The sequence below is a fragment of the Saccharopolyspora sp. NPDC000359 genome (assembly GCF_040300525.1).
Lineage (GTDB): Bacteria > Actinomycetota > Actinomycetes > Mycobacteriales > Pseudonocardiaceae > Saccharopolyspora.
Genome location: NZ_JBEPDU010000028.1, coordinates 36,293 through 50,059 on the forward strand (window position 1 = coordinate 36,293; position 13,767 = coordinate 50,059).

Consider the following 13,767-nt stretch of genomic DNA (forward strand, 5'->3'; position numbering starts at 1 on the left):
GGTCCGCCGCGGGCTGCCGACTGCTGGTGCGTCCCAGTGAGGTACATCGTGAGTGCCCCGGGCGGGCTCCGCCTCGAAGTCGAACGGGACGAAGGAGGCCGACGACGGCACCGCTGTCCCCGTCCCGGTCAGCACCGCCCGTTTCCAGCGCTGCGGCGCCGATTCGTCCACTTCGCACACCCGGGCCCGGTCGGTGAGGCCTGACCGGTAGGCGAACGAGGTTAACCCCGCGCGGAGGACGTCCAGCTCGACCAGCCGGTCCTCGGTGCAGCCGCTGCGGGTGACCGCCGTCGTGCGCGTGCTGGACAGGACCGGGTGGTGGCCGAGCGGCTCTTCGGCGCGGTCCCCGAGGGGAGCCTGGGTCAAGGGGCCTCAGGCGCGTAGTCGACGAAGAGGTGTGCCGCGCGAGCGGCCGCCGACCTGAGAGCTGTCTGGCTGGGATGGCCACTGTTCACCGCGACGGCGGTAACCACGCTTGCGCAAAGCGTATCACGAAGAAAACCACTTCGGAACGGATCGGAGATCTGATCCGGTGACAAATCGCGTGGCGGGTGCTCGGATGATCGTCCACTGTGGTTAGGTCGGCAATCCCGCTGGGGCAGTTGACTTCTCGTTTTCCCGTTCCCTACTATTCCTCCGCTCAAGATTCACGAGGAAGTGGTGACGGTGCCCCCGGTGCGCGTGAAGAACCGCAGTTCGGGGGCTTTCCCGGGGGACTTTGTTTCGGTTTCCGCCGATATTTTCCGGCGGTCGAGTTCCTTTTCGCCACCCCGTTGTTGTGGAGGAAGAATGCGCACATCCACGGCGATCGCCGCTGCGGTCGCGGTGCTCTCGTTGGGGGTGGTACCGGCCGCGGCCGCGGCACCACCCCCACTCGACCCGGTCGAGCTCGACGTGCTGTTCATCGGCGCGCACCCCGACGACGAGGCCAGCACGCTGTCCACGCTGGGGCAGTGGAGCGAGCAGCACCACCTCAAGGCCGGTGTCATCACGACGACCAGGGGAGAGGGTGGCGGCAACGCGGTCGGGCTGGAGGAAGGCCCGCCGCTGGGCCTGATCCGGGAGGGCGAGGAGCGCCGCGCGGTCGGCAAGGCTGGCGTCGAGCACATCTACAACCTGGACAAGCTCGACTTCTACTACACCGTCAGCGCGCCGCTGACCGCGCAGGTCTGGGACGAGCAGGACACCCTGTCGCGGGTCGTGCGGATCGTCCGGGCGACCAAGCCCAAGGTGATCGTCACGATGAACCCGTCACCGACCCCGGGCAACCACGGCAACCACCAGCAGGCGGCGCGGCTGGCCGTGGCGGCCTACCTCGGGGCCGGGGACCCGTCGGTGTTCCCGGAGCAGGTCCAGGAGGGCTTCGAGCCGTGGAGCCCCGGACGGCTCCTCCGGTCGGGCGCCCAGGGTTCGGCCGAGACCGGGCCGGACTGCGAAACCACCGGCTACCGCCCCACCGAACCCACCGACCGGGTGCTCGGCGTGTGGGCCGGGCGCACCTCCCCGGCCAACGACGGCAAGACCTGGGCCGCTGTGGAGCGCGAAGCGGAGTGGGAGTACCGGACGCAGGGCTGGGCCAGCAACCCACCCGCCCCGACCGACCCCGCGGAGATCGCCTGCGACTGGTTCACCGAGATCGACAGCCGCGCCCCGCACGGTCCGGAAGCGGCCGGGCCCACCGCGCCGCTGGACGGTGCCGCGCTCCCGGGATCCGGGGGCCTGCCGGTGGGCACCGAGCTCGCCGTCGAGTCCGAGCGCTTCGACGTCACGCCTGGTGCCGCGTTCGAGGTGTCGGTGCGGGTCGGGGCCGCTGATCGCGCCCTGCCGCAGAGCCAGGTGCGGTTGACCGCGCCGGAGGGCTGGCAGGTCACCGGGGCCGGCAGCGTCGGCACCGTCGCGCCCGGCGACCACAAGGCCGCGCGGTTCACCGTGACACCGCCGGCCGACACCGCGCCGAACACGCGGTTCCGGCTGGCCGCCCGGTTGGACACCGCGGATGGTGCGACCGGTGTGTCCTCGCGCGTGGTGCGGGTGGTCCCGGCGGTGCGGGGGACCATCGAGCCGCTGCCGCAGGTCGGCCAGTTCCGCGACTGGGCCGGGGAGATCGGCGCTGCGCAGCTGGACAACCTGATCAAGCCGGTGCTGACCCTGGGCAGCGGCAAGGCCCGCTCGGTGCGGGTGGACCTGGTCAACCACGGCACCGAGCCGGAGAGCGGGCTGGTCCGGTTGAACCTGCCCGACGGCTTCCGCGCCGACGCCCCGGAGAAGCCCTACACCGGCCTCGCACCCGGCGCGACCGGGGCGGTGACCTTCGAGGTGACCAACACCGACCCGACCCTGCCGACCTCCAACCGGGCACCCGACGACGGTGACTACCCGATCAGCGTCGAGACCACCTCGGCCAGCGGCACCGGCACCGAACCGGCGGCGCTGGAACTGGTCCCGGTGACGGTGGTGCCGAAGGCCGCGACCGCGCCGGTCGTGGACGGCGTGGAGGCAGACGGCGAGTACACCGGCCCGGAGCTGGACCTGTCCTCGCTGTGGGAGGGCACCCCGGCCGAGCCGGGCGACGTCTCCGGCACCGCGAAGGTCGGCTTCACCGACGACGCGCTGCACGTGGTGGTGCACGTGACCGACGACGTGCTGGGCTCGGTGGTCGACCCGCAGGACTGCAAGCGGCACCGCCGCACGGACTCGGTGGAGATCACCCTCGACCCGAAGGGCACCTCGGAGAACACCGCGACCGCGTTCAAGACGGGGATCTTCCCGGTCACCGCGGACCCGACCGCGGGCAACCCGCCGTGCTTCGAGCGGGACGCGGACAACCACCAGGGCCCGGGGGCGGAGACCGCGCCGGGCATGCAGGTGGCCGCCAAGCTCTCCGAGCCCTACACCGGCTACACGATCGAGGCGAAGATCCCGTTCGACGTGCTGCCGGACGCGGTCGACCCGCAGCACATGGGCCTCAACGTGCTGATCTACGACTCGGACACCCAGGACAAGACCACCCAGACCCGGGTGGGCTGGTCGACCTGGACCGGGGTCCGCGGCGACCCCTACCGCTGGGGGCTGGCCGAGCTGCCGGGCCTGCAGCCGTCGGCCGTCGGGCCCCGGGAGCCGGTGCTGCCGGACACCGCGGCCAGGAGCGTGGACTCGCCGCTGAGCATCCTGCAGGCCAGTGCTGATGGCGTGCCGCTGTCCGGCGGGCGCGAACTGCCCGCGGACGCGGTGCGGATCCGCTCGGTGCAGAGGGTGGACGCCGGGACCGCGGAGGTCCGGGTGGTCTCGACGGTGCCCGGCGCGGTCCGGTTGTTCGGCTGGGACGGCGAGCAGGTCACCGGCCGGGTCAGCCGCGAGCTCACCCCGGGCGAGGCGGTCCTGCGCCTGCCGGTCGGGAACGCGGACCGCGTGCTGATGTCCTACGACGCGGACGGGGCGGCACTCGCCCGCACCGCGCAGGTCGAGGGCTGACGCCGACGTCGGGCGGTCCGGTCACCGGGCCGCCCGACGCCTTGGCCCGGGTGGCAGCGGTTGCTAGACTTTCATCCCGACAGAAAGAAAGTCGAGGATGCCGTGATCAGAGCGACCGCCGAGCACCGGCGCAGCGAAGCGGGCAGGGCCCCGCGCGGACGGCGGGACGGTCGCGCCGCGGTGCTCCGCCAGCTGCGCGAGCGACCGCTGTCGCGGACCGACCTGGCCGAGCTGACCGGCATCAGCCAGCCGGTGATCACCCGGCTGGTCCGCGACCTGCTGGCCGACGAGGTGGTGGCCGAGATCGGGTCGGCGGGCTCCTCCGGCGGTCGCCGCCCGGTGCTGCTGGCGATCCGGTCCCGCAGCAGGTGGGTGCTGCTGGCTCGGCTGGCCCGTGGTCGCGCCGAGCTGTCACTGGCCGACCTCACCGGAACCGTGGTGACCCACCGCAGCGCGGACTACCGCGGCGACCGGATGGGGCCGGACTGGCTGGTGGCGGAGCTGGACGAGCTGTGCCGGGTCAACGGCTTGACCGCCGACGACGTGTGCGGCGTGGCCGCCGCGGTGCCGGGGGTGGTGGAGCCGCGCACGGGAGTGGTCGGCACCGCTCCTGACCTCGGGTGGACCGCGCCGGAACCGCTCGGCGAGGTCCTCGCTCGCCGGTTCGGCGACTGCGTGCTGGTGGACAACGACGTGAACCTGATGCTCACCGGCGAGCGGATGCACGGTGCGGCCCGCGGCGCCGACGACGTCGTGCTGCTCTACATCGGACGGTTCATCGGCGCCGGCATCATGCTCGGCGGGCGGGTGCTGCCGGGAGCGCACGGCGCCAGCGGGGAGATCGGCCTGCTGCCGCTGCGCGGACCGGACCGTGAGGTGACGGTGGAGCAGCGCTACGGGCTGGGCGGGCTGGTCGACGAGCTCGGTGCCGAGCCGGTGCGGGCGTTGGCCGAACGCGGCAGGCTGGACGAGGTGGTCTCGGCGTGGGGGCACCTGGTCGTGGCGTTGTCGCTGGCCGTGGACCCCGCGCTGGTGCTGGTCGGTGGGGCGGCCACCGAGCTGGGCGAGTCCGGGTTGGTGCGCCTCCGCGCCGAGCTCGGCCGCCGGGTGCCGGTGTGCCCGGAGGTCCGCTTTGCCGAGCTGGGGGACAGCGCGGTCACCCAAGGCGCGCTGGAGCGGATCCGGGACCTGGTGATCGACTCCGGGGCGATACGGCAGTGAGTTCGTCCCCCACGTGGGTGGTCGAGGCGGGGCGTGTCGGTCCGTGCCCGGCTGTGCGACGGCGTCGCGGATGGTGTTGCAGAGGTCCAGCATTACGGCGGCGGTGGGGACCAGGGTGATCAGTACCAGGTGCTCGACGCGGTCCAGCCAGCGGGCGCGGATCGGGCCGCTCGACCCCGGCCCGCGCCCGGCGCTGTGCCCGCACCCAGCGCGAGCAGCCAGTCGACATCCAATGTGGACAGTCTCGGTGGTGCCGTAGTGCGGTTCGCGGATCCTGTGCTGGGTCTCCTCTTCGTGGAACGCGCCGTCCTGGTCGAAGTAGTAGCGGACCCGTTCCGCGAGCCGCACGAGCTGGTGCGGGGCGGGGTCGCGGGCGTACCCGGCGAGCATGGTTCCGGCCTGTCTTGGCCTCACTTCCGGCGCGGTTGAGCATCGCCTGCAGCCAGGTCGCGGTCCTCCGGGCGCCCTGCGCGGTGGGGAGTCCTCGATCCTCAGCTTCGGCGATGGCGCGCAGTTGGGTCGCCATCGCGGCCCGCATCGCCGCCTCGGTCTCCTGGATGACGGCAATCAGTTCTCCCGTAGGAGCACGAAGAGGCAGAACTGTGGACTGTCATCGCCCAAGTCCGACCGCGAAACCATCGCCAGCGCATCCATGCACTCCACCATGCCGATCTCGAAAGCCAGCTTCACCGCTCGACCGGGTCGAAGAAATTTGGCTTCGAATGGGCGTGTCGTGCGCAGGATCCACCGAACCTCACCGGCCTGGCGCTGCGGCGGCGAGCAGGGCTTGCGCTGCGGCCTTGGCGTGCTCGACGCAGCTCGCGTCGTTGAGCGCCATCGAGCGGCTTGCGGCACCGTCCACGAGCACGGCCAGTTGTTCGGCCAACGCCAGTGGGTTGGCGACTCCGATGGCGGCCGTCAGCTCGGTGAGGAGCCGGACGAGGCGGCGCTTCTGCTCGGCCGCGAACTCGTGGGCCGGGCTCGTCGGATCGGGGAACTCGGCTGCCGCGTCGATGAAGGGGCAGCCGCGGATCGGGTCGTCTTCGGGTGGGTCGAACAGCGCGAGGACGCGTTCCTCCGGCGTGAGGTCATCCCGGCTGAGCGCACCTTCCAGTGTTCGACCGGTTTCGACCAGGTCCCGCAGGTGGCCGACCACCAAATCGTCCTTGGTCGGGAAGTGCGCGTACAGGGTGCGCTTGGAGACCGGCGCGGCGGCGGCCACCTGTTCCATGCTGGTCGCCGTGATGCCCTGGGTCTCGAAGAGGGTTGCGGCGGCGGCGAGGATGCGCTCGCGCCCACCTCGTCCCTTTCGGCGCTGCGGGGTCTGGTCCATCACACCGCTAAGTGTACAGGGCCGTGTACTTAAGGCGTTCCGGCGTGCTAGCGTCCTCTATGTAAACGTGACCGTGTACTTGAGGTGGAGTGGCTCGAAGTGACGTCCATGCCCGAATACGCCGAAGCACTGATCCGCGGCCGACGCGCGGTCCGCGCGTTCCGCCCGGACGCGGTGCCGGAGGAAACCCTGCGCGCGATCTTCTCCCTGGCGGGCGCGTCGCCGTCGAACTCCAACACGCAACCTTGGAGGGTCGAGGTGGTCAGCGGCGCCGCACGTGACCGGCTGAGCGACGCGCTGCTCGCTGCGCACGCGGAACAGCGGCTGTCCGTGGACTTCCCGTACGAGGACGACCTGTACAACGAGGTCCACCAGCGGCGCCGGGCGGCCTTCGGTGCCGCGATGTACGGCGCCCTGGACATCGGCCGCGGTGATCGCCAAGCACGAGACGCTTTCCAGGCCGAGAGCCTGCGCTTCTACGGTGCACCGCACGTCGCCCTCCTCCTCGCGCCGTCCAACGCGGACCAGAGGATGACCGCAGACGTGGGTATGTACGGCCAAACGCTGCTGCTGGCGATGACGGCCTACGGGGTGGCCAGCTGCCCCCAGGGGATGCTCGGGTTCTACGGCGACGTGGTGCGGGACTGCCTCGGGATCAGCGACGGCAAGGTGCTCTTCGGCGTCTCCTTCGGCTACGCGCAGGACACCGCACCCGTCAACCAGATCGACGTCGGACGAGCGGAGCTGGCCGAGACCACGCGCTTCCACGCCTGACCGAGCCCGGTTCGGTGCCGGACTGCACCGGCACCGAACCGGGATCAGTGCGAGGCCAACAGTGCCCCGACCAGGTCGAAGTCCGGCTGGTCGCTCGAGGAGGTGACCAGGCCGCCCGGCACCGCCGCGATCTCCGGGCCCCACCAGGTCATCGGTCGCGGTCCACTGCGCGGTCGGCGAGGGTGCGCAGCGCGTCGGCCACCTCGGTGGGCAGGTGCGGGGTGTCGAGCGCGGTGAGCGCGGCACGGTGGTGGTCGGCGATGAGGTTCTCCACCGCCCGGACGGTCCCGGTGGCGACCAGGATCTCCCGCACGGTCTCCACTTCGCCCTCGGTGATGTCGGGTTTGCCCCACAGCTGCGAGAGCTTCATCGCCTGCGGTGGGCTGGCGGCGGCGAGCGCGTGCGTGATGACCGTGGTGTGCTTGCCCTCCCTGGCGTCGTCGGTCACGGGTTTGCCGGTGATCAGCGGGTCGCCGAGGACGCCCAGCAGGTCGTCGCGGAGCTGGAACGCCTTGCCCACCGGCATGCCGTAGTGGTGCAGCACCCGGGTCACCTCGCGGGTGGCGTTGCCCGCGGCCGCGCCGATCGACAGCGGCCGGTACACGGTGTAGTAGGCGGTCTTGTAGCGGATGATCATCTCTGCCAGGTCCGCGTCGGCCGACCGGCCGCCCGCGGACTGCAGGTCCAGGTACTGGCCGACGGTGACCTCGTGCCGCATCTGCGCGATCTGCGGCAGCACCCGGCCGAGCTGGTCGGCGGTGAGCCGTCGGCAGGTCAGCTTGTCGGCCCAGGCCAGCGCGAGGTCGCCGAGCACGATCGCCGCGCACGTCCCGTACCACTCGCCGTCCTGCGAGGACCCGGCGCGCAGGTCGGCCATAACGCGGTGCACGGTCGGCCTGCCGCGCCGGGTGGCGGAGCGGTCCATGACGTCGTCGTGGATCAGCATGGCCGCATGGAACATCTCCAACCCGGCGGCCAGGTCGATCAGCGGCGCCCGGCAGCGGGGTTCCGGGTCGGCGGCGAGCCAGCCGAGGACGCACAGGACGGGGCGGATGCGCTTGCCGCCGGTCAGCACGAACCTCTCGATCACCTCGATCATGTCGTCGGAATGCGGTTCGATCCCACCGGCGAGCGTCGCGGGGTCGAAGAACCCCGCCAGTGCCGAGTCGACCTCGCCGCGGATCTCGTCGAGATCCACCATGCCCATGTCCGCCCCTTACGGCTGTGATTGGTGTGTGGGCCGCCTGCGCACCTCGTGCCGTCGTGGTTCCTCGGAGGTGGCACCGCGGTGGCGGGACCAGGTGCTGGGAATGCTCCGCTGGTGCAGGCGGCGGTGCTGGCTGCGATCTAGATCGATGCCAGAGTCTATGGGCCAGTCGTACGCGTAGATACAGATGAAAGGGTGACCACCGCAGCGGTACCCGTCACCCGTTTCGCCGAGTGGGCGCGGAGGTCGAATTCAACAATTCCCGCATTTTCTCGCGTTCACTCCGGTTCTGTTCGGAAATCGCGAATTCGCTGCCGAGCGGTGTCGCGGACCCCCATTTCGGGAAGGCGCGCTGAACGCCCGAAATCATTCAGCCGCGTTCGGTCTTGCGCGCAGCCGCGTGCAGCCGGGCCTTGGCCGGATCGGTGGCACGTGCTCGCGACCGCGACTGCCGAGCCCCCTCGGTGGGCGCGTGGCGGACGAACAGGGTGACGGTCACGCTGCCGGTGAAGCCGCTGCGCTGCATGAGCTGGGCGGACGCGGTGTTGCTCTGCTCGACGTCGGTGATGATCCGCGTCGCGCCCGCGGCGAACAGCGCCGCGCAGGACTCCTCCAGCAGGGTCCTGGCCAGCCCCTTGCCCTGGTGGTCGGGAGCGACTGCGAGCCACTCCACGTAGCCCCAGTCGGCCCGCTCGTCGTAGGACAGGGATCCGAGCACGAACCCGACCACCCGCCCGGCGGCCTCGGCGACCCAGCACGCGTCGGGCTGGGCGTCCAGGTGCACGGCCACGCTGGACAGCGACCACGAGGTGTAGGGCATCGCGGACACGTCGAAGACCTCGCGCCCGAGCTCGAGCACCCCGGCAAGGTGCGCCAACCCCATCGGAACCAGCTGAACATCGGCTTCGCTCATGACGCACTCGATCCTCGTCCACGAGTGCGCACGACGCCACCCGTCTCCTGTGGACCGGGCGCCAGCGCGCCGGCTCGTGATCGGGATCGCAACTCGCCCCCCGCCCGCGCGCGGGGTGGTGCGGGGCGGGGTAGAACGGGCCCGACAGGCAGTAGCAGAGGAGGAAGCAGATGATCTTCATCACCGCGAAGTTCCGCGTCAAGCCCGAGCACGCGGACCGGTGGCCCGAGATCACCCGCGCGTTCACCGAGGCCACCCGCGGCGAGGCCGGGTGCCTGTGGTTCGACTGGTCCCGCAGCGTCGAGGACCCGACCGAGTACGTACTGGTGGAGGCCTTCCGCGACGGCGAAGCCGGTGCCGCGCACGTCGGCTCGGCGCACTTCAAGGCCGCGCAGCAGGAGCTGCCGCCGCACCTCGTGGAAACCCCGCGGGTCATCAACACCACGCTCGACCAAGACGACTGGTCGCAGCTCGGCGAGATGGCGGTGCCGGAGGGCAGCTGAGCGTGAGCGGGCCTCCACGGTGGGGGCCCGCCCGCGTGGGGCGTCCACAGGGGAGCGTCACCGGGGCTGGAAGGCGCTCGGTGCCGTCCCGGTCTGCTTGCGGAACATGGTGGAGAACGCCGCGGGGGTGTCGTAGGCGAGCTCGGCCGCGACCCGGGTGACCGCCCGCCCGGCGGAGAGCAGGCGATGGCCAACCCGCTCAGCGTCCCCGTCGCGGTCGCTGGGAGCGCGGTGTACGCGGTGGCGACTACGACCGCGCCCTTCCCGGGGCAGCTCGGGCACGTCAACGTCCTCGTCGCGATGGTGATGACCGTGGTGGTCTGGCCGGGCTGCGCCGGGTCACCCCGCAGCGCGGCCGAGGCGGGTGGCCAGTTCGCGGCACCGGTCGCGGAACTCCTCGGGTTCCTCGATGGCGAAGTCCGCGTCCAGGAACGCCAGGTTGAGCACCAGCCACTCGACGGAGTCGACGAAGGTGGTGACCTGGCAGCGGTCCTCGGCCAGCGGCTCGATGGCGCAGTCGGTGAACTTCAGCGCGTCCGCGACGCGGGAGGCTGGCGCTTCTACCAGGAGCACCGCCCGATGGCGTGGCTCGGCGAGCTTCTCCCGCAGGTACTCGGCGGCGGATTCGGCCGGTAGCGGGCGTGGTGCGAACCGGGTGCCGGGGACGGTGATATCGCTGATCCGGTCGAGCCGGAAGGTGCGCCAGTCCGCCCGGTCGCGGTCCCAGGCCAGCAGGTACCAGCGCAGGTGGAGGTGCACCTGGCGGTAGGGCTCGACGCGGCGCGCGGACGTGGTGCCGTCGCGCGTGGTGTAGCTGAAGGTGGCGTGCTCGTGCCGGGCCGCGGCGGCGGCCAACGTGGCGAGCGCTTCGGCGTTGACCGGCGGTGCGGTCTGCGTGGCGGCTTCGAGCGTGGCGCGCACGGCAGTGGCACGGGAGCGCAGCCGCTTCGGCAGGAACTGGTCGATCTTGCCGAACGCGCGGTCGGCCGCCGAGCCGATGCCCCCGGCGTCCGGTGGCGCGCTGGCGGCCAGCACGCCGAGGCCGACCACGGTCGCGACCGCCTCCTCGTCGTCGAACACCATCGGCGGCAGGGCCTGACCGGCCGACAGCTGGTAGAAGCCACCGGGCCCCGGCTGGGTCCGCACCGGGTAGCCGTAGTCGCGCAGCCGCTCGACGTCGCGCCGCACCGTGCGGGGACTGGCCTCCAGCCGCGCGGCCAGCTCCGGACCGCTGAAGCGGCGCCCGGTCTGCAGGTGGCCGAGCAGTTCGAGCAGCCGCCGGGTCACATCGCTCATGCCCCCATCATCCCCCAGTTGCGGTCAGGAACCGGCCACAACTGCTCCTACGGTCGCCGTATGAGCTCAACGATCCGCATCCGGGGCGCGCGCACGCACAACCTGAAGGCCGTCGACCTCGACCTGCCGCGCGGCGAGCTGGTGGTGTTCGCCGGGGTGTCCGGGTCCGGCAAGTCCTCGCTGGTGTTCGACACGATCGCGGCCGAAGCCGGGTCCCAGGTGAACGAGAACTACCCGCCGTTCGTGCGCAACCGCCTGCCGCGGTGGAGCCGCCCCGAGGCCGATGAGCTGGCCGGGCTGTCACCGGTGGTGCTGGTCGACCAGAAGCGGTTGGGCGGCAACGCCCGCTCGACGGTCGGCACCACCACCGACGCGTTCACCTACCTGCGGCTGCTGTTCTCGCGGGTCGGCCAACCGCACGTCGGCGAGAGCAACCACTTCTCCTTCAACGACCCGGCTGGGATGTGCCCGACCTGCGCGGGGTTGGGGGAGGCGCTGACGACCGCCGTCGAGCGGTTCCTGGACCTGGACAAGTCGCTGGAGCAGGGGGCGATCGTGCTGCCCGGCTTCGGCAACGGCCAGTACTGGTACCGGCAGTACGCCGAGATCGGCGTCTTCGACCCGGCCACCCCGTTGCGAGACTGGCCGGAAACCGAACGGGAAGCGCTGCTGCACCGCGAGGCGGCGCAGCGGCTGCCGCGGCGGGTGCCGAAGGACTACGAAGGTGTGGTCGACCGCTTCGAACGCATCTACCTGCACACCTCCGACACCCTCTCCGAACAGAAGCAGGCGGTGGTGCGCCGGTTCACCCGCTCGGCGCGCTGCCCGGACTGCGGTGGTGAGCGGTTGCGCGAAGCGGCCCGCACCGCCCGCGTGCTCGGACGCACCATCGGCGAGATGAGCCGGCTGGAGATCGCTGAGCTGGCCGAGGTCGTCGCCGAGGTACGGGATCCGCGCGTCGCGCCGGTGGTGGCGGCGCTGTCGGACAAGCTCCGCGCGCTGACCCGGATCGGACTCGGCTACCTGTCGCTGGCGCGGCCGACGACCACGCTCTCCGGCGGCGAGTCGCAGCGCATCAAGGCGGTCCGGCACCTGGGCAGCAGCCTGGTCGAGATGCTGTACGTGTTCGACGAACCCACCGTCGGCCTGCACCCGCACGACGTGCAACCCCTGGTAGGACTGCTGAAGTCGTTGCGGGACAAGGGGAACACGCTGCTGGTCGTGGAGCACGACCCGGACGTGATGCGCGCTGCGGACCGGGTCGTCGAACTCGGCCCCGGCGCGGGCGGGGCGGGCGGGCAGATCGTGTTCCAAGGCGCCTTCCACGAGCTGGCGGACGCGGACACACCGACCGGGCGCGGGCTGCGTGCCACGTCCCGACCGAGAACCCCGCGAGCGCCGGCGGGCAAGCTGCGCATCGACAACGCCACCCGGAACAACCTGCGGGCAGTGACCGTGGACGTGCCGACCGGGGTGCTGACGGTGCTGACCGGCGTCGCCGGGTCCGGGAAGTCCAGCCTGGCCGCGGAATTCGTCGCGCAGCACCCGGCCACCGTCGTCGACCAGCGCCCGGTGAGCACCAACCGCCGCTCCTCGCCGCTGACCTACTGCGGCATCGCCCCCGCGGTCCGGAAGCTGTTCGCCCGGCGCAACGGGGTGAGCCCGAAGCTGTTCAGCGCCAACTCCGAAGGCGCCTGCCCGGCCTGCCAGGGCGTCGGGGTGGTCCACACCGACCTGGCGTTCATGGAGGGGCAGGAGACGGTGTGCGAGGCCTGCGCCGGTCGCCGCTTCACCGCGGCAGCCCTCGCGCACACCGTGGACGGGCTCACCATTGCCGAGGTCGACGAGCTGACTATCGCCGACGCCGTGCACCGCCTGCCCGAACCGGCGATCGGTCGGGCGCTGGGCCACCTGGTGGAGGTCGGGTTGGGCTACCTGCGCCTCGGTCAGCCGCTGACCGACCTCTCCGGTGGCGAGTGCCAGCGCCTGAAGATCGCCAAGGAGCTCTCCAACGCCACCACCGGCTCCTGCTACGTGCTCGACGAACCGACCACCGGCCTGCACCTGTCCGACGTCGAGGTCCTGCTCCGGGTCCTGGACCGGCTGGTCGAGCGGGGCAGCACGGTGCTGGTGATCGAGCACAACCTCGAGGTGGTCCGCCACGCGGACTGGGTGGTCGACCTCGGGCCGGGGCCGGGCCGCCGCGGCGGGCGCGTCCTCTTCGAGGGCACGCCGCAGCAACTGGTGACCTGCGGTGGATCAGCAACCGCGCGTGCGCTGCGTGGCTAAGCGCCACCGCCGGTGAAGGAGAGCAGCGACGCGGCGGTGCGTTGTGGATCTTCGAGCATCGGCGAGTGTCCGAGGCCGGGCAGCAGCTCGATCTGCGCGCCCGGCACGGCGCGGTAGTCCTCGGCGGAGGAGGAGCGCCAACGCCGGTCGTCCGCACCGAAGAGCACCAGCAACGGTGTGCCCAGCGGGGCGAGGCGTGCGGGGAGGGGCTGCCGCTCCAAGTAGTGGTGGTTCGCGCGCATCGTCGCGGCGAAGGTGTGGAAGGTCATGGCCCGCACGTCCGCCACCAGCTGCTGCGGGATCTCGAATCCCGCGCGGCTGAACGCGGGGCGCATGAGCTCGCGGATCTGCTCGTCGGTCAGCTCCGGCCACTGCGCGGAGTCGATGGCGAAGTCCTGGGCGGTGAGGGCGTCCAGGCCGGGGCCGGTGTTGATCAGCGCGAGCGCGACCACCAGGTCCGGTCGGCGCTCGGCCAGGGCGGTGGCGACGACGCCGCCGCTGGAGTGGCCGACGACGACGGCGCGTGCGACGCCGAGCCGGTCCAGCACCTCGCCGACCCGCCGTCCCCGCTCCGGGGTCTGGTAGACGTCCTCGGCCGGTTTGGCCGAGCGGCCGTGCCCGAGCAGGTCGACCCGGATGACGCGGTGGGTGTCGGCCAGCAGCGGGACCAGCGGATCCCACGAGCGGGCGGACGCGCCGGACCCGTGGATGAGCAGGACGCGGGTGCGTCCGGTTCGCCGTCCACCAGGACGTGGATGTC

11 protein-coding genes and 1 pseudogene are annotated in these 13,767 nt (G+C 71.7%); 5 read left to right on the top strand and 7 right to left on the bottom strand.

The window, feature by feature from the left end:
- Nucleotides 1-81: 81 nt before the first annotated feature.
- Nucleotides 82-366, bottom strand: a pseudogene (locus tag ABT324_RS18880) (class I SAM-dependent methyltransferase); the annotation flags it as partial.
- A 423-nt stretch (nucleotides 367-789) separates the two neighbouring features.
- Here ABT324_RS18880 and ABT324_RS18885 point away from each other — a divergent pair.
- On the top strand, nucleotides 790-3,471 hold the full coding sequence (locus ABT324_RS18885; protein WP_351178769.1) for a sugar-binding protein: 2,682 nt from the start codon (nucleotides 790-792) through the stop codon (nucleotides 3,469-3,471).
- Nucleotides 3,472-3,573: 102 nt separating this feature from the next.
- Nucleotides 3,574-4,692, top strand: a complete 1,119-nt coding sequence (locus ABT324_RS18890) for an ROK family transcriptional regulator (protein ID WP_351178772.1) — start codon at nucleotides 3,574-3,576, stop codon at nucleotides 4,690-4,692.
- A gap of 754 nt (nucleotides 4,693-5,446) precedes the next feature.
- On the opposite strand, the gene ABT324_RS18895 is transcribed toward ABT324_RS18890, so the two are convergent.
- A complete protein-coding gene (locus tag ABT324_RS18895) occupies nucleotides 5,447-6,025 on the bottom strand; it encodes a TetR/AcrR family transcriptional regulator (RefSeq protein WP_351178914.1) in 579 nt (192 codons plus the stop codon).
- A 108-nt stretch (nucleotides 6,026-6,133) separates the two neighbouring features.
- Here ABT324_RS18895 and ABT324_RS18900 point away from each other — a divergent pair, with 108 nt between their 5' ends.
- A complete protein-coding gene (locus tag ABT324_RS18900) occupies nucleotides 6,134-6,799 on the top strand; it encodes a nitroreductase (RefSeq protein WP_351178775.1) in 666 nt (221 codons plus the stop codon).
- A 148-nt stretch (nucleotides 6,800-6,947) separates the two neighbouring features.
- Here ABT324_RS18900 and ABT324_RS18905 read toward each other — a convergent pair whose 3' ends face one another.
- Together ABT324_RS18905 and ABT324_RS18910 are read right to left on the bottom strand one after the other, a co-directional pair.
- Complete coding sequence (locus tag ABT324_RS18905) at nucleotides 6,948-8,006, bottom strand: polyprenyl synthetase family protein (protein WP_351178778.1); 1,059 nt, start codon at nucleotides 8,004-8,006, stop codon at nucleotides 6,948-6,950.
- Nucleotides 8,007-8,376: 370 nt separating this feature from the next.
- Nucleotides 8,377-8,919, bottom strand: coding sequence for a GNAT family N-acetyltransferase (locus ABT324_RS18910; protein WP_351178781.1), 543 nt, complete (start codon nucleotides 8,917-8,919; stop codon nucleotides 8,377-8,379).
- Nucleotides 8,920-9,089: 170 nt separating this feature from the next.
- Between ABT324_RS18910 and ABT324_RS18915 the strand changes: the two genes are divergently transcribed.
- Nucleotides 9,090-9,422 (top strand): putative quinol monooxygenase, encoded by a 333-nt coding sequence (locus ABT324_RS18915; RefSeq protein ID WP_351178784.1) that lies wholly within the window; start codon nucleotides 9,090-9,092, stop codon nucleotides 9,420-9,422.
- A 57-nt stretch (nucleotides 9,423-9,479) separates the two neighbouring features.
- Here the strand turns inward: ABT324_RS18915 and ABT324_RS18920 are convergent, their stop codons facing one another.
- Both ABT324_RS18920 and ABT324_RS18925 read right to left on the bottom strand, forming a co-directional pair.
- The gene (locus ABT324_RS18920) at nucleotides 9,480-9,704 is read right to left on the bottom strand and encodes a helix-turn-helix domain-containing protein (RefSeq protein ID WP_351178787.1); all 225 of its coding nucleotides are present in this window, start codon (nucleotides 9,702-9,704) and stop codon (nucleotides 9,480-9,482) included.
- Between the two features lie 57 nt (nucleotides 9,705-9,761).
- A complete protein-coding gene (locus ABT324_RS18925) occupies nucleotides 9,762-10,718 on the bottom strand; it encodes a helix-turn-helix transcriptional regulator (RefSeq protein ID WP_351178790.1) in 957 nt (318 codons plus the stop codon).
- A 60-nt stretch (nucleotides 10,719-10,778) separates the two neighbouring features.
- Here ABT324_RS18925 and ABT324_RS18930 point away from each other — a divergent pair, with 60 nt between their 5' ends.
- Entirely contained in the window at nucleotides 10,779-13,007 is a 2,229-nt protein-coding gene (locus ABT324_RS18930; RefSeq protein WP_351178793.1) for an ATP-binding cassette domain-containing protein, read from the top strand.
- Here the strand turns inward: ABT324_RS18930 and ABT324_RS18935 are convergent.
- Nucleotides 13,004-13,723 carry an alpha/beta fold hydrolase gene (locus ABT324_RS18935; RefSeq protein ID WP_351178917.1) on the bottom strand — a complete coding sequence of 240 codons (720 nt, stop codon included), beginning with the start codon at nucleotides 13,721-13,723 and terminating at the stop codon, nucleotides 13,004-13,006. The genes ABT324_RS18930 and ABT324_RS18935 overlap by 4 nt on opposite strands.
- Nucleotides 13,724-13,767 lie beyond the last annotated feature (44 nt).

What these genes read in the sequence shown, in the direction of transcription:
- ABT324_RS18885 (WP_351178769.1), top strand. Translation starts at nt 790, where the DNA reads ATGCGCACATCCACGGCGATCGCCGCTGCGGTCGCGGTGCTCTCGTTG.
- ABT324_RS18895 (WP_351178914.1), bottom strand. Translation starts at nt 6,025, where the DNA reads ATGGACCAGACCCCGCAGCGCCGAAAGGGACGAGGTGGGCGCGAGCGC.
- ABT324_RS18900 (WP_351178775.1), top strand. Translation starts at nt 6,134, where the DNA reads ATGCCCGAATACGCCGAAGCACTGATCCGCGGCCGACGCGCGGTCCGC.
- ABT324_RS18905 (WP_351178778.1), bottom strand. Translation starts at nt 8,006, where the DNA reads ATGGGCATGGTGGATCTCGACGAGATCCGCGGCGAGGTCGACTCGGCA.
- ABT324_RS18910 (WP_351178781.1), bottom strand. Translation starts at nt 8,919, where the DNA reads ATGAGCGAAGCCGATGTTCAGCTGGTTCCGATGGGGTTGGCGCACCTT.
- ABT324_RS18915 (WP_351178784.1), top strand. Translation starts at nt 9,090, where the DNA reads ATGATCTTCATCACCGCGAAGTTCCGCGTCAAGCCCGAGCACGCGGAC.
- ABT324_RS18925 (WP_351178790.1), bottom strand. Translation starts at nt 10,718, where the DNA reads ATGAGCGATGTGACCCGGCGGCTGCTCGAACTGCTCGGCCACCTGCAG.
- ABT324_RS18930 (WP_351178793.1), top strand. Translation starts at nt 10,779, where the DNA reads ATGAGCTCAACGATCCGCATCCGGGGCGCGCGCACGCACAACCTGAAG.